The following is a 21,475-nucleotide window of genomic DNA, read 5'->3' on the forward strand; positions in this document are numbered from 1 at the left end:
AGCACATGGGCGAACTGAGCGCCCGTATCAAGTTGCCTCGCGTTCATATTTGACTCACTCGGCGGGCGCAGGACGCCAGCCAAAGGCCCGGCGAATGGGCTTCAGCGTCATGATACGGAACACGGATGGGGTGAAATACAGCGCCAGCAGGGCAGATCCCGCCACGCCGCCGGAGATGCCCGCCGCCAGTGGCATCCAGAAGGAATCCCCTGTCAGCAGGATCGGCACAAAGCCGCCCATTGTCGTGAGTGTGGTGGCCACGATGTGGCGCGTGGCATCTACAACGATCTCGCGCTGGGCGATGACATCATCGGCCATGGCTTCGGGACTGGCCCTTAGCAATGAGAGGACCACGATCGAACTGTTGATGGCGATACCAAGCAGGCCAAGACCGCCGACAATGGCGTTGAAACCGAAGGGCAGATTGAACAGCCAGACACCGAAGAAGGCGAGGCCGAGCGACAGGAAACCGGTCGTCAGGATCAGCAGCATCATGCGGAACGAGTTGAACACGAGCATGATCGCCCCGGCCATGACCAGCACCAGCGGAATGCCGACGCCGGCAAGGTTGCCGATGGCTTCCCCGGAATTCTCGGCTTCGCCCCCGATGCTGATCCTGTAGCCCTGCGGCAGGTGGAAGTTGCTGGCCGCGAGACGTTCCTGGAAGTCTGCAAAAACGGGCGCTGGAAGTGTGTAAGGGTCCAGGAAGGCGAGGATCTGGTTCACACGCTCGCCATCCTGACGCGAGACAACGGCGGTCTTCGGATCAAGCGACATTGTGCCGAGCGCCGACAGGGGCGTGCCGTTGCCGATGGTCATGGCGCGCAGGTCGGCCAGCGATCCGCGGCGGTCATCCGGCGCGATGACCATGACAGGCAATTCTTCCGTTCCCTCCACGACCGAGCCCGCCCGCACGCCTTCGAGTTCGGCGTTCATATCGGAGGCGATCTGCGTGAGGCGTTCGCCAGCAAGCGCCGTGGCCGCTTCATCAGCTTTCAGGCTGACCGTCGGCGCGCCAAGCTCAAGCGAAGCCACCGTGTAGGTTACGCCCGGTGTCTGGGCGAGGATGGTGCGCGCCTCGTCGCCAAGGCGGCCAAGCGTATCGAAATCGTCGCCGAGAATGGTGAACTCGATGGGCGCATCAGCGGGCGGCCCCTGTTCAAACGGCAAAGCCAGAACACGCGCGCCGGGGAAGGCATCGCGCATCTCGCGCTGAACCTCGGCCACGATCTGGTGCGTGCGGCGATTGTCATCGAGCTGGACCCAGCCAGCGGCGAAGCCCTGCACGCCTTCGGTATTGTTGATGACATTATAGTAGACACGCGGCGATGGCTCACCGAGCACCCATGTGACCGACTTCACGCCCTCCATGGCTTCGATCAGTTCGGTGGCATGCCTGGTGGACTCAATCGTATCCGAGAGGCTCGCCTCAGGGGGCAGTTGCATGCTCATCTGAAACTGGTCGCGTTCTGTCTGCGGGAAGAACTGGGAGGGTAACTGGCCGACAAGCCAGAAGCCGACCACAGCAGGCGTAACGCCGAGAATAATGCCGAGCGGCGGGAAGCGCAGCACAGCCTCGATCGTGGCGCGATAGCCATCCGAGATGAAGTCCACCGACACGCCATCACGCCACCAGCGACGGGGGCGCTTGGGCTCTCCTGTCTCCCAACCGCGTGTCCGGTCAAACCAGCCAGCCATGGCGGGTATGACGGTCACCGAGACAAGGAAGGAGGCCGTGATGGAGTAGATGACCGACAGGCCGATCATGCCGATGAATTCGCCAGCGCCACCGGGGAGCATGGCAATCGGCGCGAAGGCGAGCGCGGTTGTCAGTGTCGAGGCTGCCAGCGGCGCGAACAGGTGTCGGAGGCATTTGTCGATCGCCCCGATACGCGAGGCGCCACGCGCGCGCATCTGGTCAAAATCGTCGACGACGACGATGGCATTGTCGATAAGCAGGCCGAGAGAGATGACAAGCCCGGTAACCGACATCTGGTGCAGCGGATTACCGAACACCTTGAACAGGATCAGCACGAGCGCGACGGTCAGCGGAATGGCCGCGCCAACGACCAGCGCCGAACGCCAGCCCATGGTGAAGAAGAGAACTAGGAACACGATGCCTGCCGACATGACGAGGTTCTTGGCGAGGCCGTTCAGGCGCTCATTCGTATAGACGCTCTGGTCGAAAACGGTCTCGATCCGCAATCCGGGTGGCGCATCCATGGCGAAATCGTCGACCAGCGCATGGGCTGTCTTGGCCCATTTATCGACCCGCTGGTTCTCGGAGATATAGGCGCCGACCAGCATGGTTCGTTTGTTGTTCTCGAAGGCCATGCGCAAAGGCGGGTCTTCGAACCCTTTCTGGACTATGGCCACATCGCTGACCCGCACGGCGGAGCCATCCGGGCGCTGGATGAGCGGCACGCTGCGTATACGCGAGATATTGTCGAACTCGCCGCCAACTTCGAGGCCGACATTGCCGCCATCGGAGCGCAATGTCCCGGCGGGGGTCTTGCTGTCGGCCGATCCAATCAGGGCCGCTGCCTGCCGCATCGAGAGCCCGGTTGCCGAGAGCTTTTCCGGATCGACAACAACGCGAACTTCCTCGGCGGGAACGCCGAACAGGTCGGTCAGCTCGGTTCCGGGCAGACGCTGGAAACGATCTTCAAGGTTGAGCGCCATGCGGCGCATTACCGCGAGCGGCGGATCGCCCTCGCCTTCCCAGACAAAGCCCACAACCAATGTTGCCGCGCCAACATATTGGCGGTGCACGATGGGCGTGCTGGCACCCGGCGGAAAGTTTGCGCGCGCTGATTCGACCTTCTGCCGGATCAATGTCCAGGCATCATCCACTTCAGACCTGGAAAGATCGTCACGCACCTGAATGCTGACTTGCGACACACCCGGACGAGACACCGAATGGACTTCGTCCACCTCAGGCAATTCCATGAGGGCCGCTTCCACGGGTTCGGTGACGAGCGCCTCCATCCGCTCGGCATCAGCGCCGGGCAAGGTCGTCAGCACGAAGCCATAGCGCTCGATCAAGGTCGGGTCTTCCTGCCGTCCGAGCGAGAACATCGCGCCTATGCCGCCGACCATGATGACCATCATGATCAGGATCGTCAGACGCGGGAGGTTGAAGAATACAGTGCGCATGCCCGGTCCGCCCTCAGCCGCCGTTCGGCGCGTCGGCCAGCACCGGATCGCGCGGCGTGACGGGCATGCCGGGTGCGATGCGTTGCAGGCCATCGACGATCACGCGGTCACCTTCCTGAACCGGGCCGCGGACAAAGCCGCGCCCGCCTTCGGAATGGACCATCTCGACGGGGCGCGGCTCGGCGCGCCAGCCGCCGCCGTCTACGGGGGCAGCAACGAACACGGTCCACAGCCCACGCGAGGCCGTCGACATGGCTTTTACCGGAACCCAGAAGCCCGGCTCGTCGATTTCGCGCTCCATGGAGAGGCGCACAACGGAGCCCGCTGGCAGGTTACCCGGGTTTTCGATGTCGAACATGGCAGCAACCGTGCGCCGGTCTGCATCGATCACACCCGTCACGGTGCGGAGCTTGGCGTCCACAGGGCCGGTGTCGGCAACAAGTGTGTAGATATCGCCGGGGGTCAGACGGATGGCGCTGACAGATGGAAGGCCGATCCTGGCTTCAAGATGGCCGGATTCGACCAGTTCAAGGATCGGCGTGCCCGGCGCGGCGATGGCGCCTTCGTCAGACATGCGGGCCGTGACAACGCCATCAAACGGCGCCGTGATGCGCGCCAGGTCGATCTGCACACGCAGTGTGTCCGCCTGCGCCTTGGCGGCTTCGATCCGCGCCATGGATGTGCTGGCCTGCGCTTCGGCCTCGTCAACGCGCTGTTGCGACACATGCCCCTGCGCCTTCAGTGTTCTCTGGCGTTCAACCGTGTTGAGGGCGAGATTGTGTGAGGCGCGGGCCTCTTCGACGGTCGCCTGAGCAGACGCGAGCTGCGCGCCGAGGCTGCGTGTATCGAGACGCGCCAGCGTTGTGCCCGCTTTGACCCGGTCGCCGACATCTGCCGAGATCGCCTCGATACGGCCACCGGTCGAAAAACCGAGCTGGCTCTTGCGGCGCGCCTCGGCAAGACCGCTATAGGATTCATCGATCTTGAACTCGCTGGCGAGCCGCACCGGCAGGACCGAGACAACGAGTGGCTCGGGCGCCACGGTCGCGACCTTCGGCCCTTCCGCGCTGCGCAGCTGGAACGCCGCAAAGACGAGCCCACCCGCCACCAGAGCGAGGATCACGAGGAAAATCAGCCCCTTTAAAAAGGTCGGCCGCTTCTCGCGGGCAGTGTCGCCCTGATACGGATCGGAAGGCGTCATGGCTTGTCTCCCAAGGGGATGAAATCAGTTTGCTGCCGATTGCCGGGGCCTTGCAAACCCCGAAAGACCAAGTCGGCATGAAAGGTAATGAAGTCGCTCGCAGATACAGGCGCATGCGTCGGCGCAACGGCAGGAAAGTGCGGCAGGTGAGTCAGCAATTGCGCAACGCCGTGTGATGCGGCCCAGACCGATGTGGCCGACAGGAAGGGGTCGAGATCGGGATCGAAAATGCCGAGCGACTGCCCCTCTTTCACCATTGAGACGAGAACACCGAAGGCACGGCCCTTGTTGGATGCCGTAAACGCATCCCAGTCAGCATCACATTGAGGGGACATTTCAGCGCTTTCGATTTGGGAAAAAGCGGCTGCATAGTGATACGGACGCTCAATCGCCGTCTCGATATAGGTGGAGACACAGGCACGTCCGCGCACGGCAAAAGGGGCATCCACGCCAGAGACCCGGCCGACACGCGCCAGAAGCCGCTCGAAGAACGCCTCCTTCAATTCGTCGATCAACTCATCCTTAGACCCGAAATACTTGTAGATGGCGGAGGGTGAATAGTCGATTTCCTCGGCGAGCCGGCGGATCGACAAGCCAGACTCGCCTTCCAGCGCGAAGACACGCTCGGCCGCCTCGATAATGGCGCCGCGCACCTTGAGACGGCGGCGCTCTGCAGGCGTGGGGTCGAGGGACAGATCAGTTGGCATGGAGCGTTAATCAGTCGATGAGCTTAAGGCATGTTCAGAAAGTGAACACTGTTCACCTCATCTACCGCCACCCTCCTGCCCCGGCAAGAAGAAACATGGAACCGCGCCCTTTCACGCCCCCGCTGTGGCCTCTATGTAGCGAGGATGGCAAATCGATTTCCCCCCGCTCCGCCCGTTGGCACACCGATGCTGGCAACCCGTCCCAGCGCCGACGCGCGCGCCATGCTGGCTTTGCGCCGCTCGGTTGGTAAGCAATTCCTGACCGAACCCGGCCCCTCTCCATCAGACCTGGACGAGTTGCTGACGATTGCCGCCCGCGTACCGGATCATCGCAAACTCAACCCCTGGCGCTTCATTGCGTTTGAGGGCGATGCCCGCGTTGAATTCGGCAAGGCCATCGCCAAAATCCACGGCAGCAATTTGCCGGACGCGGAATCCCAGGATGTGCTTCATGCGGCGGGTTTGCCCCTGCGCGCACCGGTCATGGTGGCCGTGATCTCGTCACCGGACCACACCCACAAGACACCCGTCTGGGAACAGGAATTGTCGGCAGGCGCGGTGTGCCACAACCTCTTGCTGGCTGCCAACGCGTCAGGCTGGGCCGGTGTCTGGCTGACCGAATGGCTCGCCTTCGACAAACAGGTCGATGCTGTTTTGGGCCTCACGGAAGGCGAGCGTGTTGCCGGTTACATCTATCTCGGGACCGCCACGATGGCCTCTCTTGAGCGCCCGAGGGCGGACATGAGCGAGAAGGTCACGCGCTGGACGGGCCTGCCTGATCAGCCGCGTCCGCGATAGGACGCAACGCCCGTATCCGGCACATAGAGGCCCTTAGGCACTTCGCCGGACTGCCAGAACACGTCGATCGGAATGCCGCCGCGCGGATACCAGTAGCCCGAGATGCGCAGCCATGTGGCGTGGGTAAAATCGAAGATGCGCTTGCCGATCGAGACGGTGCAATCCTCGTGAAACGCACCATGATTGCGGAAACTGGTGAGGTAGAGCTTGAGGCTCTTGGACTCGACCAGCCAGTCGCCGGGCGCATAGTCGATTACCAGATGCGCAAAGTCCGGCTGGCCCGTTACTGGGCAAAGCGACGTGAATTCAGGGGCAACAAAGCGCGTCAGATAGAGAGTGCCAGCATGCGGGTTGGGCACGCGCTCAAGCTGCGCCTCTTCCGGGCTTTGCGGGGCGGCCGTTTGCTGGCCGAGCTGATCGAGGCCGCTATAGATCGGATTATCAGGCATTGGTCAGAATTCCTGGAACGGGGACAAGGCCGAACAAGAGCCCGAAATAGGTCGCATAGGCAAGCAGGAGGACTGCACCTTCCCAGCGCGAGATGCGCTTGCGGGTGATCGCAAAAAGCATAAGCAGGACAGTCGAGAGCACAAGCATGCCGATATCCAGCGGCGAAATGAGACTGGTCGTCGCGCCGTCGGCGATGGATCCCACAGCCGTGTTTCCGCGCACGCTGAATGGCTGGACAAGAGCCGTCACGCCGAGAATACCAAGCACATTGAAAATGTTCGAGCCAATGATATTGCCAAGCGCCACGTCAGACTTGCCACGATAGGCCGCCACAGCCGTTGTGGCGAGTTCCGGAAGGCTGGTGCCGACCGCAACAATCGTAAGACCGATGATGGTTTCGCTAATGCCGAAATCACGCGCGATTGAAACACCGCCGTCCACCAGCAGACGCGCGCCGATGATGACCGCTACCAGGCCGACAACCGCGATAATGAGCCCGACAAACAGGCCATATTGCGCCTGAACGCTTTCGCCTTCAGCGGCGTGCATCGCGGCCGCATCCGTCTCGCGTTTCTGATCCGCCACCAGTGAATACGTCAGATACGCCAGCAACAGGCCAATCAAGCCAAAACCCGCCACCCGGGTGAAAAGATCAAACCAGATCAACGCACACAAAAGGGCTGTCACACCCAACATCACGGCCCCGTCCCGGCTTAACGCCCGGGGATTGGTCAGGATCGGGCGGATGACAGCGGCGAGGCCCAGCACGAGCAGGATATTGGCGATATTCGACCCGACGACGTTCCCCACCGCGATGCCGACTGCGCCCTGACCAATGGCCCTCAGGCTGGTGACCAGTTCGGGAACCGAAGTGCCGAAACCGACCAGCGTGAGACCAATGACAAGCTCGGAAATATTCAGCTTCCGGGCAATGCTGACAGACCCCCGGACCAGCGCTTCACCACCCACAAACAGGAGCACAAGGCCGCCAAGCACCATAAGGTATGTCATTCAGTCTCCGTACTGCGTTGATAACTGCATTATATGGTGTTGCCGCTCATACTTGCAATTACCCGTATGGAGCGCCCCAAGACTATAAAAACTCGCCTGAATGGCGATGTACTTACGAGAATATTTTTCATTTTCTTGCAGTGTTCGGGGCGTAAACGGCAGACCTGCGCAGTATGTTGCCACTATACAGGCCTGTTCAGGCTTCATTTAGGAAAACTGGCGCAATCCTCGCATTGCAATTCGAATGGTAAATTCTTTGATGTCTCAGCGGCTAGCCCGTTTCAGCTCTGTCGCCGGGAGTGCCTTGATGCACCCCGCAACGGGCCTGTGCATGTTAAGCGCAGTGACGGCGTGCGCCGGATTTCCCGGAGGCAGTAACGGCATAGGCGGCGCGAACAAGCAGATGCCTGTCGAACTGGACGGCCTGCCGCCCGGACTGGAAGACAAGACACGCACCGTTCTGGAAACCGATGAGGCCCCGCCAAAGAGCATCCTGGAGTCGCGCCGACAGGCAGGCGATGCGGCCAGCACGCTGGAAGAGTTCCTGGCGGCGGAAGGCTATCTCGCCGCTCAGGTCTCGCCCGAGCTGATCGACACGCTTGAGAAGAAGCCGCGCCTCGACGTGCAGGCCGACGAACGTTTTGAAGTTGCCTCCGTCAAACTCTCCATGGCGTCCCCGGTCAGCGAGCCGCTTCAGGCCAAACTGGACGCGGCGCTCAAAACGGTTCCTGTCGGCTCGCCGGCTCGGACAATCGATATCGAGGGTCTGGACAGCCGACTGGTGCGGACGCTGCAGGATAATGGCCACGCCTTTGCCGAAAGCGGTGGCATTGATGTGCTCGCGTCCCGCAAGGAGAAGTCGGTCGAGATCACCTACGCCCTGAAACCCGGTCCCTATGTCCGTCTCGGCGACATGACACTGACCGAAGGCAGCGCGTCCGACATGGACACGATCCGCCTCTACCGCACCTGGACACCCGGCGACGTCTACGTCGCCGACAAGATCGACCAGTTGCGCGCACGCCTGCGCAGCAGCGGCCTGTTCGACGGCATCGGCGTCGCGATATCGGAGACGCCGGACTCGAACGGGCTCTACCCTGTCGAATTGACGCTCACTGAAGCCAAGCGCCGCTCTGTGGGCGCGGGCGTTACGGCCTCCACGACAGACGGTGTCGGCGCGGACGCCTTCTGGGAACGGCGCGACGTGACCGGCGCAGGCGACACTTTCCGCCTGCAGGGCGCAGTGGCGACACTCGCCCGGGACCTGACGGCCACCTATACCCGCCCGAATATCGGCCGCTATGGCCGCACGTTCACCGCGGAGACAGGCGTCCGCGCCGAAGAGACCGACGCCTATGACCTGCAAGGCGTAAAGGTCGGCGCGGCCTTGTCGCAGCCTTTCAACAAGAACTTCACGCTCTCGGCAGGCGTCACGCTCGATGCGACCCGCACCAAGGAGCTGCGCCTGCGCGCGTTGCTGGAGCCGCGCGAACTTGTGACCCTCTCCTTCCCGCTGGCGGCGACCTATTCGACCGTCAAGCAACCGCTCGACCCGCAATCGGGCAACAAGGCCTTCCTTGGCATTGAGCCGGGCATGTCGGTGGGCGATGCGAATGCGGGTTATACCCGCCTCCTCATTTCCGGATCGACCTACAAGAAGATCGCGGATGGTCCCTTCGTGGCCGCCTTGCGCAGCGAGTTCGGCGCCTTCTTTGGCTCGAATGGCGTTCCGGCTGACCGCCTCTTCTTCGCGGGCGGCGGCGGCACGGTGCGCGGCTTTGATTATCAGAGCCTGTCGCCAACCGATTCCTCCGGCGCCATCCTCGGCGGCCGCGCACTGTTCGATATGTCGGCCGAGCTGCGTTACCGCCGCAGCGAGAAGATCGGCTATGTCCTCTTTGTCGACACCGGTTCGGCGGCGAATAGCACAGACGAAGTGTTCAGCGATTTGCGCACGGCCGTCGGCCTTGGCTTTCGCTACTATCCCGGCTTCGGCCCGGTCCGCGTGGATATCGCAACGCCTGTCGACCGCCGTGACGGCGAGAGCCCGGTTCAGTTCTATATCTCCATCGGGCAGTCCTTCTGATGAAGTATCTGCGCGCCACCTGGACCTTCATACGCCGACGCCCCTTGATCTCAGGCGCGGGCGGCATCGTGACACTGCTCCTGGTCGTCATCCTCGGCGCACGGCTCTGGATCAACAGCGATGGCGGGCGTGCCTTCGTCCTGTCGCAGATCGACGGGCGCGAGATCGGCAGTCTTGGAACAATCTCTGCGGAGGGGCTGACGGGCGATCCGCTCAATCGCATGCACCTCAACCATCTCACAATCGCTGACAGTGATGGCATCTGGCTTGAGGCGAACGATGTTCGCCTGAAGTGGACTCCCCGCGCCCTGTTCTCGCGCAAGGTCGAACTCAATCTCGCCAGTGCAGGCGAAATCAGTATCAGTCGCCGGCCCCAGACCGGCTCGCGCGAAAGCACAGGCGGCGGTGGCTGGAGCGTCGAGCTGGACGATCTCTATATCGGCAAGCTGTCGCTCGCCGAAGGTGTTGCAGGCCCGGCAGCGGCCTTCAGCGTCGCTGGCGCCTTCACGCGCGGCAAGGACAGCATCCTCACCGCCAAACTGGATATCACGCCCATTGAGGGCCTCGGCGACCGGTTCAAGATTGACGCGCGCCGCGACGCAGCCGGCCAGTTCAACCTGAACGCCGAAGGGGCCGCACCTGCGGGCGGAACCTTTGCCACCCTGCTCCACCTGAAAGATGGCCAGGACGCATCCCTCACCGCCTCTGTGGACGGCACGCTTGAGGAAGGCGATGGCTTTCTGCAATTCCAGATCGCAGGCGAAGACGCCGCCTCGATGACTGCAAAGGTTCTTGACGGTCGCCTGACGGCCAATGCGGACGTCAACGCCCTGTCGCTTCCGTTGCCGGAGAACGTGCAGACACTGCTCGGCTCCGATGCCCGGTTTGTGCTCGGCGCGGATATCAAGAAGAACATTGCGTCGTTTGACCTCTCGGCCTCCATGGCCTCCGGCCTGCTCACAGCCAAGGGCGAAGCAGACACCAAGACCAGGAAGCTCAACGGCCCGGCCGCAGTGACACTCAAGTTCACGGGCCTGCCGGATCTCGCGGGCCTTGATGCCAACCTCTCACTCGATGGCACACTGGAAATGGCGGGCGATGTGCCCTCCTATACCGGGCAGGCAAATCTCGTCGCGCTCGACGGCACCGACCTCCCCTTCCGCCAGCTGAGCGGGCCTGTGACCGTCTCGGTGGAACCGGACAGAATCCCTTTCCAGGCTGACCTCATCGGCGAAGGCATCCTCGCGGGCAATGACACTGTGACAGGCCTGCTCGGCAAGCAGCCCCATCTCGTGGCCAGCGGCGCCTATGCCCGTGACACCGGCGTGCTGACGCTGGCGCCTTCCGCACTCACCCTGCCCGAGGGCAAGGTTTCCGCGTCCGGCACTGTCGCCACAAAAGCCCGCACGCTCGACATTCGGGGCACGCTGGACCAGGCACTGCGCAGCCTGCCCGGCTCATTTGGCGGGCGCGCCGCCGGCACATTCCGCGTGCACGGCCAACTCTCCAGCCCGTCCATCGAGACCAGCCTTACAGGCCAGAGTTTCTCAGGCCTTCCAGACAGCGTACAGCCGCTCATCGGTCCGGCGCCGAAGGTCAATGCGTCACTGAAGATTGATGGCAAGGCCATACGCATCGCCAGGGCAACGCTAGCTAGCGCGGGCCTGGAGCTAAAAGGTGACGGCGTCTACCGGATTGGCGGCAACAGCGCATTGGCCTTCGATTTCGACCAGACCGCCCCCCTTGAGATCAGCGGCAACGCATTTGATCTTGGCACAGGCAAGATCAGTCTTACCGGGCCCTCCGATGCGCTTGTCGTGGATTTGAAATCTAGTTCGGGCACGTTCCACGTGGCCTCCCGCGATATGGAAGACGTGGCGACAACCGCGACAGTCACGCTGGCCGGTGATCGCATCAGCGGGCCTGTCAGGCTGACCGGAAGCTTCGCCGGTGAAGCGCTCGACGTGACGGCGGACTTTACACGCGCCGATGGCGACATGGTCATCGACAATATCAGCGGCAATTATGGCCCTCTAGCCCTCGCTGGCCGGACCGAGATCAACAAGGCAGGCGACCTGATCGTTGCCATCAACGCCGATGGCGATGGCCTGACGACGGAAGACATCCGCGTCAAAAGCCTGCGCGCCAATGCCAGCATCATCAAGGAAGGCGACGCCCCGATGTCGCTGGTCGTGCAGGCCCAGGGCAGTGGCGCGAGACTGAAGAACGGCGTCAAGCTCGACACTTTCTCTGCTGACATAAAGAACAACAAGGACGGATATGATTTCCGCGCCACCCTCGTCAGCACGCAGGAATCGTTTCCGTTCGACTTCACTTTTTCCGGCAAGGCCAATCTCTCCGGCGATGCGCCCGAAGGCACTTTCAGCCTTTCTGGCACTGCGCTCGGTGAGAAGCTGAACACGCCTCAGCCTGCGCGCTGGCGCCTTGGCGATGCGCCCGATCTCAACGGTCAGCTGGATCTGCTGGGAGGCGAGATCAAGGCGAGCCTCTCGGGCAGCGGCGAAGCGGCCACGCTGGCCGTGGACGTCAACGCAGTCGACTTTGGTGCCCTGTTTGCCCTGGCAAATCTCGGCGAGGTGGATGCGCGCCTGAATGGCCATGGCGAGTTCAAGCCGATCGGGCTCTCGCCGTCGGGTTCGTTCGCCTTTTCCGCGACAAGCCCTGTCCCGGGTCTAGATACGTCCCTGTCGCTGGACATGACAGCCCAGCTGAACGCAAGGGTGTTCAAGCTGAACGCCCGCAGCAATTACGGCAAGGATCTGGTCCTCATCGCCGACGCAGCTTTGCCGGTGAAGCCTTCGGCCACATCACTTGTCAGTCTCGACCGTGACCAGCCTCTCAACGGAGAGGCAACGCTCAAAGGCGATCTGGGCGCGCTCCAGTCAGCCGCACTTGCCTACGGGCATGATGTCGGTGGCCGGATTGATGCTCTCGCAACACTGACGGGGTCGCTTTCCGCGCCCGCCTATCAGGCCAAAGCGACCATCAGCAATGGCATATACGAGTTCGGCGCAACCGGCATGCGCCTGACAGGCATCGCTCTTGATGCCGCCTATGACGACCAGACCTTCACCGTACAGGGCACCGGACGCGGCGACGGCAATGGCACCGTCTCGGTTAGTGGCTCAATGGCCAAAACGCGCACCCGTGTCGACGTGGACCTGAGCCGCCTACTTGTCTATGATCGGGACGGAGACATCGCCCGCCTCAGCGGAAAAGTGACCGTTACGGAAGATGGCGACGGACGCCTCGCGGCGGGCAAACTGGTCGTCGATGAAGCGCGCGTATCGCTCGACAACCTGCCATCCTCCGGGCCCAAGGCGATCGACGTGCGCTGGACCGATGACGACGTGTCGGCCTCCGGGGCCAGCAAGATGAGGCAGTCACTAAGGCTCAATCTCGATATCGACGCTGCACACCGCGTATATGTTACGGGGCGCGGTCTGGACAGCGAATGGGCGATTGACCTGACGGCGACAGGCACGTTGTCCGACGTGAACCTCAGGGGCCAGGCCACAATGGTGCGCGGCAGCCTCGACCTCGCGGGACGGCCCTTCATCTTCGACAGCGGCAAGATCACATTTGACGGCCCTGTCGACTCGGCGCGCATCGCCGTGGACGCGGAACGGTCCGTCAACGGCTTCGTCGCGAGGGTCCAGGTGTCCGGCAAGCCGTCCAATCCGGTCTTCGAACTGTCGAGCACGCCGGACCTGCCGCAGGACGAAATCCTGTCGCGGCTCCTGTTCGGACGATCGTCCATCGACCTCTCGCCCGTCGAAGCGGCCCAGCTGGCCTCATCCATCGCCAAGCTCAGCGGGCGCGGCGGCGGCTTTGACCCGGCAGCACAGCTGCAGTCGGCGCTAGGCGTTGACCGCCTCTCGATTGGCTCCAACGATGCCGGCAATGCTGAACTGGGTGTGGGCCAATATCTGAGCGACGACGTCTATCTCCAGCTCAATGCCGCCGGTGCCAGTGGCAGCTCCGTCGAGGTCGAATGGGAGCCTGCTGATCACGTCTCCGTGACATCTGAAACAACCTCGACAGGAGAGAACAAGCTCTCCATAAGGTGGAAAAAAGACTACTAGTTCCAATTTGAAGCGATGACTACCATTGAAACCAAAGGTATATTTAGCGTGAGTTAATTCCCCCATTGGTCGTGGATGCAAACAAAAGCGCATCAAATAGGCACTGCAGCGTTTCATATTTTTGGTAAGCCATGACCTTGCTTTAACATCCTTAGCGCGAAATGCATGGGGTGTTGGAAAAGGAAAATTAAACGTGCAACACGAGCAAAGACACTCCAGTTCGCGCGCACCGACGCGCGTAGATCAGCTAGTAGGTGAAAAAATTCGCGCACTGCGCATCGCGCAGAACCGCACTTTGGCCGAGCTTGGCACGGAACTCGGCATCAGCCATCAACAGTTGCAGAAATACGAGACAGGCACGAACCGCCTGAGCGCCGGTATGCTGTCGACTGTTGCAGAGGCTTTGCGTGTCCCCATTGCGGACCTGTTCGAAGACGAAGGCGACGCCGATCCGACGATCAAGGATCCGGCAATGCGTGTACGAGCCGAATGCCATGACTGGATCGAGCGGACCAAATCACCCGAGAAACTCGAAACCATGTCTCGCGTGCTGAAAGCCCTAGCCACCGGCTGAAGCATCGCCCTTCAGGTATGGCTTGAGCGAATCGACGCGATTCGGGTGGACGAAGTGTTCGGTGAACCAGAACGCATCTTCCGCTTCGAACATGTCTTTCAGCCAGTCGATGACGATACGACCACTCGGCATGCGCCAGACTCTTTCGGTATAGGTCAGCCAGAACTGGATCGGCGCGACCTCTGGCAGTTCCAGAGGCACCAGGGACGGCTCGACCGTACCGATATAGGATGGCAGCAAGGCAACGCCGCCGCCATTCTTGCACACTTCAATCATGGCGCTTGCGGAATTGGTGACGAACGCGAAGCTCACCAGTTTCCGCAGCTCTGACATTTTCGGCGCCCAGCGCTCAATCTGGTGCACATAGGCCTGATGAAGAATTGAGCGGTGCCGGAAATATTCGAACAGGCTGTTGGGCTCGCCATGCTCATCCAGATATCCGCGTGAGGCGAAGCTGATATAGTGAAGCGTGCCCATGCGCCGGGCGATGACATCGTGCTGCTTCGGCTCGGTGAATTGTATCGCGATATCCGCATCGCCAGCCCCGACATCAGGCGCCTTCTCGACCACATTCATCTTGATCTGAATGCGCGGATTCGCACGGTGGAATTCCGGCAGGCGCGGCGCGATCCAGTAGGGGCCCAGCCCGTCACCTGTCGCCAGCGTGATTGTTCCCTCAGCCGGCTGCCCCTTGTCATTGGATTGGCGTGTCAGCTCCTTGGCGGCGCCGGCCATGGCCTTGGCTTGGTTCAAGACAAACTTGCCCGCCTCGGTCAGCTCCACCCCCCGCGTCGAGCGATTGAGCAATTGCACGTTCAGCTCGGTTTCGAGGTCATCAATCTTGCGCCCGATGGTCGGAGGGGACTCGCCAAGGCGCACAGAGGCGGCCTTCATGCTGTTCAGCTCCGCGACAACCATGAAGACCCGGAGATTATCCCAATTGAGGCGCTCCGACGGCATGCCCGTATCCTTCCGCTGGGCACAAGCCATACGCCATGCCTGACGCATCTATATCGGGGCAGACAAGGCACGTCATTACCGGAATCCAGCCAGTATTCGTAAAATCTATACCGTCTATCTCTTCAGGCAGCTCGACGAAGCGTAATGAATCCCGGATCTACTGTGACGGATTCACAGGTGATTTTCAAAACCCAATCGCGAATACTTCCTGGACCACCAAGGCATAGCCGGCCTTCGCGCCGCACGATCGGCAGGGGCCGCGCTGCCACAACACCAAACCCGCTGACGCCGCGCATGCACTGCGTTTCACACCAGTCCCAGCGATCATTGACGGTGGCGCAACGGAACCCATCATCGTCGATCGGCTTGCGAAGGACGTACAGATGGCTTCCATTGACGAAGAGGTGCGAGACAGCCGTGTCGAAATAGGCTGGCACATGGCCACCGAATGTCTCGGGATCGGTGAGCAATCGAACGATCTCGACCTGCTCGGCAGCGATGGGTGAATTGGGCAGCCCGCGCGGAATGGTTCCAGGCTGGCGGGAGGGAATTTGCGGATAGAACACGGCAGTCTCCAATCACGGATATGGACAAACAGGCCTCACCCATCGTGATTGGAATCTAGAAGCCCTGCCGCTGCAGCGCCAGTTACGAATCGGCCATATGGACGGAGTTTAAGACTGGCCCAGGCGCCCGAGTGCACTGCGCCTGTCGCAGCGCACTCGGGCTGTTTCAGCGCAGGGAAGAAAGCACATCGAACGGGCTGGACGATGGCGTGTCCTTGGGTGCAACCGTCTTGGGCGCGGATGTATTGCGCGGCGCCCTGCCCGCGGCCTGCTTGAGGCTGAGCCCGATGCGCTTGCGCTGAACATCCACGTCCAGCACGACCACATTCACCACCTGCCCCGTACTGACCACCGTGTGCGGGTCTTTCACAAACGTGTCCGACAGTTCCGATACGTGCACGAGCCCGTCCTGGTGAACACCGATGTCCACAAAGGCGCCAAACGCCGTGACATTGGTGACCACGCCTTCCAGCCGCATGCCGGGCTTCAGGTCAGTCACCTTCTCCACGCCATCCTTGAACGTCGCCGTCCGGAATTCAGGGCGCGGGTCACGGCCCGGCTTTTCAAGTTCGACGAGGATATCTTTCACCGTTGGTACGCCGAATATGGCATCAGCAAACTCTTCCGCCTTCAGCTTCGAGAGGAAGGCCTTGTCGCCAATAAGCGCCTCAAGCTTGCGACCCGTCTTCTTGGCAATCCGCTCAACGACGGGATAGGCCTCCGGATGAACGGATGAGCCGTCCAGCGGGTTCTTGCCTTTGGAGATTCGCAGGAAACCAGCTGCCTGTTCAAACGCCTTGGGCCCGAGGCGCGGTACTTTCTTCAACTCGCTCCGCGTCTTGAACGGCCCGTTCGCATCGCGATACGCGACAATGTTGGCAGCAATCGTGGCATTGAGGCCAGCAACGCGCGCCAGCAGCGAGGCCGACGCGGTGTTTACGTCAACGCCAACCGCATTGACGCATGTCTCGACAACGGCATCCAGCGACCGCGACAGCGCAGCCTGGTCCACATCATGCTGGTACTGGCCGACGCCAATGGCCTTCGGTTCGATCTTCACGAGTTCCGCCAGCGGGTCCTGCAGGCGTCGCGCGATGGAAACCGCGCCGCGGATGCTGACATCAAGGTTAGGGAATTCCTTCGCCGCAAGTTCAGACGCCGAATACACCGATGCCCCGGCTTCCGAAACCATCAGGCGCGTCAGGTTCAGGTCCGGCAGCTTGTCAGAGAGTTCCGCCACCAGCTTGTCGGTCTCCCGTCCCGCTGTGCCATTACCCACGCTGACCAGCTCGACCTTGTGCTTCTTGCAAATGGCCGCGAGCGTCGCGAGCGAACCCGCCCAATCGCGCTTCGGCTCATGCGGATAGATCGTCGCCGTATCCAGCAGCTTGCCAGTCGCATCCACGACAGCCACCTTGCAACCCGTGCGGATACCCGGGTCGATACCCATCACCACTTTGGGCCCGGCAGGCGCCGCCATCAGCAGGTCATGCATGTTGCGGGAGAAGATGCGGATCGCATCCTTGTCGGCCAGTTCTTTCAGGCGCGTGATGGACTCGCGTGAACTCGATGGCTCAAGCTTGCCCTTCCACGCGGCCTGAGCCGTCTCTTTCAGCCACGAGTCTCCCGGGCGGCCCTTGGTCGCGATCCCGAATTCCTGACAGATTTCACGTATGGCCGGATGGTCGCGCGTCTCGTCATGCGGCACAGCCAGCTTGACCCGCAGCACGCCTTCCTTCTGGCCGCGCAGCAGCGCCAGCGCCCGGTGCGATGGCATCGCATTGATCGGCTCATCGAAATCGAAATAGTCGGCAAACTTCGCGCCCGCCTCTTCCTTGCCCTTCACCAGCGCCGAGCCGAGCTTGCCACTGCCCCACACGGTCTCACGGATCTTGCCGACCAGTTTTGGTGCTTCGGCCATTTTCTCGACGATAATCTCGCGGGCGCCTTCCAATGCGCTCTCCTGGTCCGCTACGCCTTTCTTAGACGAAACGAACGCCTTCGCTTCGGCGGTTGGCAGCAGGGCGGGATTGGCCAGCAGCCGGTCGGCAAGTGGCTCAAGCCCGGCCTCGCGGGCGATGGTCGCCTTGGTGCGCCGCTTCATTTTGTAGGGGGCATAGAGGTCTTCAAGCGCGACCTTGGTCTCGGCCGCCATGATCTCGCGCTCCAGCGCGGGGGTCAGCTTGTCCTGTTCGCGGATCGCGCTCAGCACCGTCTCGCGCCGGCTCGCCAGTTCCGTCAGGTATTCCAGGCGCTCGGTCAGGGCGCGCAGCTGCGTGTCATCAAGGCCGCCGGTACGCTCCTTGCGATAGCGCGCAATGAACGGAACCGTGGCCCCTTCATCCAGCAGTGCCATGACGGCCGATACCTGACGTTCAGCGACATCCAGTTCCTTGGCGATCTGCCGGGCGATGGCGTCTGAAGTCGTAGAAGCGGAGGAACGAGATGTGCCGGTCATGATATTGGCCTTCTGAATGCAGGGAGGAACAGCGCGTCCAGGAACGCGCGGGTCCATCAATTCACCCTAAATCGTTCACACCTCGTTTACGCTTGAAGAAACATCTGCAGTTAATCGATGCCTTCCCTCATTGTAATATTTGTGGGCCTGTCATTACAGGCGATCTAGACAAAAGCGCTCCCCTCAGCTCGCTTTTTCTACCGGCACTGCGTCTCATGAGCAGAAATACCGGAAAACAGAATTTTTTTCTGTTTTTTCGCTTCAAGCGCTAGACAGCACCGGAATTCTAAGGTTCCGATGGCGCAAATGGAGGAAACATAAATGACATCCAAGCACCTTATCAGCGTATGTCTGGCGGCAATGCTCGCCGCATGCGGTCAGAATACACCCAAGCCTGAAGCCCCGACCGAACAGCTTAGCGCCGAAGACACGCTGATGCAGCAGCTCATCGACGCCAAGGCGGGGGATGTCATCGAAATTCCCGAAGGCAAGCTTTCCTTCAAGCGCGCCCTCAGCCTGACGGTAAATGGCGTGACAATTCGTGGCCAGGGCATGGACAAGACCGTGCTGAGCTTTGCCGACCAGATTTCCGGCGCCGAAGGCCTCCTCGTCACAGCCAGCGACTTCACGATTGAAGATCTCGCCATCGAAGACACAATCGGCGATGCCCTGAAGGTGAATGAAGGCGACAATATCACCATCCGCCGCATTCGCACCGAATGGACAAACGGACCAGCGACAGAAAACGGCGCCTACGGCATCTACCCGGTCCAGACGACCAATGTGCTGATGGAAGACAATGTCGCCATCGGCGCCTCTGACGCCGGCATCTATGTCGGCCAGTCGAAAAACGTCATCGTCCGCCGCAACCGCGCTGAATACAATGTCGCCGGTATCGAGATCGAGAACACAATTGGCGCCGACGTCTACGAGAACGTCACCACCAACAATACAGGCGGCATCCTCGTCTTCAACATGCCTGCCCTGAAGCAGGCAGGTACAACGACCCGCGTCTATGACAACAAGGTCTATGCCAACAATCTCGGCAATTTCGGCCATGCCGGCACACCCGTCGCCAGCGTTCCTGCCGGTACGGGCGTCATCGTCAACTCGAACGACAAGGTCGAAATCTTCAACAACGAGATTTCCGACAACAAGACCTCCAATGTGATCATCTCCAGCCTCTTCGAAACCGGCTACTCGGACGACGAGAAGAGCGACACGTTCGATCCGTATCCAGAAAGCATCTACATCTATGGCAACACGTTCTCGGGCGGCGGCAACGCCCCTGACAGAGCCGGCCTGGAAGCGGCGCGTGTGGCGCTGTTCGGCGAAGATGGCAGCTTTCCGGACGTCCTCTGGGACGGCTATGTCGATCCGGCAAAGATGGTGGACGGCAAGATGCCGGATGATCTGCGCATCTGTGTCGACAATGGCGACGCGGAAGTGCTCAACGCCGATGCACCGAACAAATATGCCGCCCCGGCGCTTGTGACCGACGCGCATCGCTGCACGCTTGAGAAGCTGCCAGCCATCGAGTTGAACCGCGAGGGCTAGGTTCATGCATTTGAATCGCTTGGGTGGTTTCCTGGTTGCCGGATTGCTTTGTGTGCTCACGGCCTGTGGCGCACAAGGCAAATCGGCAACGGCGACCGTCCATTTCTATCCGGACACCAACCCGGCGCTCTTGAGCGAGTGGGGCGTGCTCAGTGCATCGAAAGGCGCCCTGCGCCTCAGCACGGGCGTTGTGCCCTATGACCTGAACACGCCGCTCTTCACGGACTATGCCCACAAGCTGCGCACCATCTATGTGCCGGAAGGTGAGGCCGCAGCCTTTCGCGACAATGACTACCCTGACTTCCCCGTCGGAACGATCATCAGCAAGACGTTCTACTATCCCCGCGCTTCCGGTGAACCGGCGGGAGATCGCTCCCGCATTCTCAAGGCCAATGACACGCCCGGAAAGGTCGAACCGATCCTAGACGACCTCGCATCGGTGGACCTGGTAGAAACACGCCTGCTGGTCCGCCGCGAAAAGGCATGGGAGGCCATCTCCTATGTCTGGAACGACGAGCAGACAGACGCCAAGCTCACCAGGATCGGCGCCTATCGCGACATGACAATTGTCGACGATCAGGGCCAGGAGACGGATTTCACCTACGTCGTGCCCAACACGAACCAGTGTGCAGGCTGCCACGCGCTGAACAACACCACGCGCGTGATTGCTCCGCTCGGTGTCCGCCCACGCCATCTCAACAAGCGCTTCGAGCATGGCGATGGCGAGACGAACCAGTTGGAATATCTCGCCATGATCGGCTATCTGAAAAACGCGCCTGCGCCTGAAAATGTGCCACGGAATGCCGACTGGAAAGACGAAGCGCTCCCCCTCAACGACCGCGCCCGCGCCTATCTCGATATCAATTGCTCCCACTGTCACAACCGTGATGGTCCGGCCGATACGTCCGGCCTTTACCTGACGCCTGACATCCCGCTCGGCGAGGCCTCAGGCCTATGCAAACTGCCCATCGCAGCGGGTGGCGGCACGGGCAACCTGCCCTACGATATCGTGCCCGGTCATCCCGAGGACTCCGTTCTCGCCTACCGTATGGGATCGACCGACCCGGGCGCCATGATGCCGGAGCTTGGCCGGTCCCTCAGGCATGACGAAGGCGTCGCACTTATCCGCGAATGGATCCAGAATATGGATGGCTCATGCGCCGGTTAGTCGCTCAGGAAATTGGCCAGATAGCTTTCGAGGTTGAGCTTCAACGACTCGAAATAGCTGTCAGCCATCTCCTCTGCCGCCTGGCTGACAAGAATGCTTTCGACCGACAGGAACACCTGCATCGTGATCTGAGCCGTAATCATCGGATCGCCGCCCTTGAAATTGTCCCCGCCCGCGCCCCAGTATTCCGCCAGGTGCAGCGTGATCGAGTCCTGCTTGGCAATATCAAGCGCAAGGCCGCCCGTACGTATCAGTATGGCTTGCAGAAGCTTGCGGTAATACGGGTGCAGGTCGAAATACTGGCGCACAACATCCATGACCGCGCCCAGCCGCGAGCGCCAGTCGGTATGCGTTTCCGTATCCAGCAACACCTCGAACAGCTTTGCGTCAATCTGTTCCGTGACCTGCAGGTAAAGCTCGTCAACAATCAGGTCCACGGTCGGGAAATAGCGATAGACCGAGCTGACAGGGATGGATGCCTCTTCGGCGATCAGCGTCGTCGTGAGCTCGCTGACGGCATGCGTGCGCAGGAACTCGGCCGCCGCCCTGAGGATCGTATTCGCCCGCTGCCGCGCCCGCGCCTGCGGGGGATCTTCGCGCGTCTTCAGCGGACCGATTTCGAAGGAATCTCTCTGGGGCATAAAAATTTCTGCTTTGTTTTTATCAAGCGAGATTCA

General features: G+C 61.2%; 15 protein-coding genes. 6 read left to right on the forward strand and 9 right to left on the reverse strand.

The window, feature by feature from the left end; all coding sequences use genetic code 11:
• Nucleotides 1-54 precede the first annotated feature (54 nt).
• Genes V7651_RS14600 through V7651_RS14610 form a run of 3 tightly spaced genes read right to left on the reverse strand, consistent with a single transcriptional unit; the run spans nt 55 to nt 5,064 of the window.
• A complete protein-coding gene (locus V7651_RS14600; RefSeq protein WP_335613584.1) occupies nt 55-3,156 on the reverse strand; it encodes an efflux RND transporter permease subunit in 3,102 nt (1,033 codons plus the stop codon).
• Nucleotides 3,157-3,169: 13 nt separating this feature from the next.
• Nucleotides 3,170-4,357: an efflux RND transporter periplasmic adaptor subunit gene (locus V7651_RS14605; RefSeq protein WP_335613585.1), complete on the reverse strand. Its 1,188-nt coding sequence runs from the start codon at nt 4,355-4,357 to the stop codon at nt 3,170-3,172.
• On the reverse strand, nt 4,354-5,064 hold the full coding sequence (locus V7651_RS14610) for a TetR/AcrR family transcriptional regulator (protein WP_335613586.1): 711 nt from the start codon (nt 5,062-5,064) through the stop codon (nt 4,354-4,356). The genes V7651_RS14605 and V7651_RS14610 overlap by 4 nt, the downstream gene beginning before the upstream one ends.
• Nucleotides 5,065-5,250: 186 nt before the next feature.
• Between V7651_RS14610 and V7651_RS14615 the strand changes: the two genes are divergently transcribed.
• On the forward strand, nt 5,251-5,862 hold the full coding sequence (locus V7651_RS14615) for a nitroreductase family protein (RefSeq protein ID WP_335613587.1): 612 nt from the start codon (nt 5,251-5,253) through the stop codon (nt 5,860-5,862).
• On the opposite strand, the gene queF is transcribed toward V7651_RS14615, so the two are convergent.
• Nucleotides 5,844-6,311, reverse strand: coding sequence for a preQ(1) synthase (queF, locus tag V7651_RS14620; RefSeq protein ID WP_335613588.1), 468 nt, complete (start codon nt 6,309-6,311; stop codon nt 5,844-5,846). The genes V7651_RS14615 and queF overlap by 19 nt on opposite strands.
• Nucleotides 6,304-7,323 (reverse strand): calcium/sodium antiporter, encoded by a 1,020-nt coding sequence (locus V7651_RS14625; protein ID WP_335613589.1) that lies wholly within the window; start codon nt 7,321-7,323, stop codon nt 6,304-6,306. Before V7651_RS14625 ends, queF begins: the two co-directional genes overlap by 8 nt.
• Before the next feature lie 307 nt (nt 7,324-7,630).
• On the opposite strand from V7651_RS14625, the gene V7651_RS14630 reads away from it, so the two are divergent.
• The 3 genes from V7651_RS14630 to V7651_RS14640 all read left to right on the forward strand — a co-directional run bounded on the left by V7651_RS14630 (nt 7,631) and on the right by V7651_RS14640 (nt 14,089).
• Nucleotides 7,631-9,409: an autotransporter assembly complex protein TamA gene (locus V7651_RS14630; protein ID WP_335613590.1), complete on the forward strand. Its 1,779-nt coding sequence runs from the start codon at nt 7,631-7,633 to the stop codon at nt 9,407-9,409.
• Nucleotides 9,409-13,515, forward strand: a complete 4,107-nt coding sequence (locus V7651_RS14635; protein WP_335613591.1) for a translocation/assembly module TamB domain-containing protein — start codon at nt 9,409-9,411, stop codon at nt 13,513-13,515. The genes V7651_RS14630 and V7651_RS14635 overlap by 1 nt, the downstream gene beginning before the upstream one ends.
• A 193-nt stretch (nt 13,516-13,708) precedes the next feature.
• Nucleotides 13,709-14,089 carry a helix-turn-helix domain-containing protein gene (locus V7651_RS14640; RefSeq protein WP_162174831.1) on the forward strand — a complete coding sequence of 127 codons (381 nt, stop codon included), beginning with the start codon at nt 13,709-13,711 and terminating at the stop codon, nt 14,087-14,089.
• On the opposite strand, the gene V7651_RS14645 is transcribed toward V7651_RS14640, so the two are convergent.
• From V7651_RS14645 to V7651_RS14655, 3 genes are all read right to left on the reverse strand, one after another.
• Nucleotides 14,075-15,049: a LysR family transcriptional regulator gene (locus V7651_RS14645; protein WP_335613592.1), complete on the reverse strand. Its 975-nt coding sequence runs from the start codon at nt 15,047-15,049 to the stop codon at nt 14,075-14,077. The two genes, V7651_RS14640 and V7651_RS14645, sit on opposite strands and share 15 nt — an antisense overlap.
• A 122-nt stretch (nt 15,050-15,171) precedes the next feature.
• Nucleotides 15,172-15,615 (reverse strand): hypothetical protein, encoded by a 444-nt coding sequence (locus V7651_RS14650; RefSeq protein WP_335613593.1) that lies wholly within the window; start codon nt 15,613-15,615, stop codon nt 15,172-15,174.
• 166 nt (nt 15,616-15,781) lie between these two features.
• Nucleotides 15,782-18,073 (reverse strand): Tex family protein, encoded by a 2,292-nt coding sequence (locus tag V7651_RS14655; RefSeq protein ID WP_335613594.1) that lies wholly within the window; start codon nt 18,071-18,073, stop codon nt 15,782-15,784.
• Nucleotides 18,074-18,394: 321 nt separating this feature from the next.
• Here V7651_RS14655 and V7651_RS14660 point away from each other — a divergent pair, with 321 nt between their 5' ends.
• Both V7651_RS14660 and V7651_RS14665 read left to right on the forward strand, forming a co-directional pair.
• Complete coding sequence (locus V7651_RS14660) at nt 18,395-19,630, forward strand: parallel beta-helix domain-containing protein (RefSeq protein WP_335591195.1); 1,236 nt, start codon at nt 18,395-18,397, stop codon at nt 19,628-19,630.
• Between the two features lie 4 nt (nt 19,631-19,634).
• Entirely contained in the window at nt 19,635-20,798 is a 1,164-nt protein-coding gene (locus V7651_RS14665; RefSeq protein WP_335613595.1) for an SO2930 family diheme c-type cytochrome, read from the forward strand.
• Here V7651_RS14665 and V7651_RS14670 read toward each other — a convergent pair.
• Nucleotides 20,795-21,439, reverse strand: a complete 645-nt coding sequence (locus V7651_RS14670; RefSeq protein WP_035538635.1) for a TetR/AcrR family transcriptional regulator — start codon at nt 21,437-21,439, stop codon at nt 20,795-20,797. The genes V7651_RS14665 and V7651_RS14670 overlap by 4 nt on opposite strands.
• Between the last annotated feature and the right edge of the window lie 36 nt (nt 21,440-21,475).

It is taken from the genome of Hyphomonas oceanitis, from assembly GCF_036964545.1.
Classification (GTDB): domain Bacteria; phylum Pseudomonadota; class Alphaproteobacteria; order Caulobacterales; family Hyphomonadaceae; genus Hyphomonas; species Hyphomonas oceanitis.

Coding starts and splice junctions, on each gene's coding strand:
- V7651_RS14600 (WP_335613584.1), bottom strand. CDS start 3,156: ATGCGCACTGTATTCTTCAACCTCCCGCGTCTGACGATCCTGATCATG.
- V7651_RS14605 (WP_335613585.1), bottom strand. CDS start 4,357: ATGACGCCTTCCGATCCGTATCAGGGCGACACTGCCCGCGAGAAGCGG.
- V7651_RS14610 (WP_335613586.1), bottom strand. CDS start 5,064: ATGCCAACTGATCTGTCCCTCGACCCCACGCCTGCAGAGCGCCGCCGT.
- V7651_RS14615 (WP_335613587.1), top strand. CDS start 5,251: ATGCTGGCAACCCGTCCCAGCGCCGACGCGCGCGCCATGCTGGCTTTG.
- queF (WP_335613588.1), bottom strand. CDS start 6,311: ATGCCTGATAATCCGATCTATAGCGGCCTCGATCAGCTCGGCCAGCAA.
- V7651_RS14625 (WP_335613589.1), bottom strand. CDS start 7,323: ATGACATACCTTATGGTGCTTGGCGGCCTTGTGCTCCTGTTTGTGGGT.
- V7651_RS14630 (WP_335613590.1), top strand. CDS start 7,631: ATGCACCCCGCAACGGGCCTGTGCATGTTAAGCGCAGTGACGGCGTGC.
- V7651_RS14635 (WP_335613591.1), top strand. CDS start 9,409: ATGAAGTATCTGCGCGCCACCTGGACCTTCATACGCCGACGCCCCTTG.
- V7651_RS14645 (WP_335613592.1), bottom strand. CDS start 15,049: ATGCCGTCGGAGCGCCTCAATTGGGATAATCTCCGGGTCTTCATGGTT.
- V7651_RS14655 (WP_335613594.1), bottom strand. CDS start 18,073: ATGACCGGCACATCTCGTTCCTCCGCTTCTACGACTTCAGACGCCATC.
- V7651_RS14660 (WP_335591195.1), top strand. CDS start 18,395: ATGACATCCAAGCACCTTATCAGCGTATGTCTGGCGGCAATGCTCGCC.
- V7651_RS14665 (WP_335613595.1), top strand. CDS start 19,635: ATGCATTTGAATCGCTTGGGTGGTTTCCTGGTTGCCGGATTGCTTTGT.
- V7651_RS14670 (WP_035538635.1), bottom strand. CDS start 21,439: ATGCCCCAGAGAGATTCCTTCGAAATCGGTCCGCTGAAGACGCGCGAA.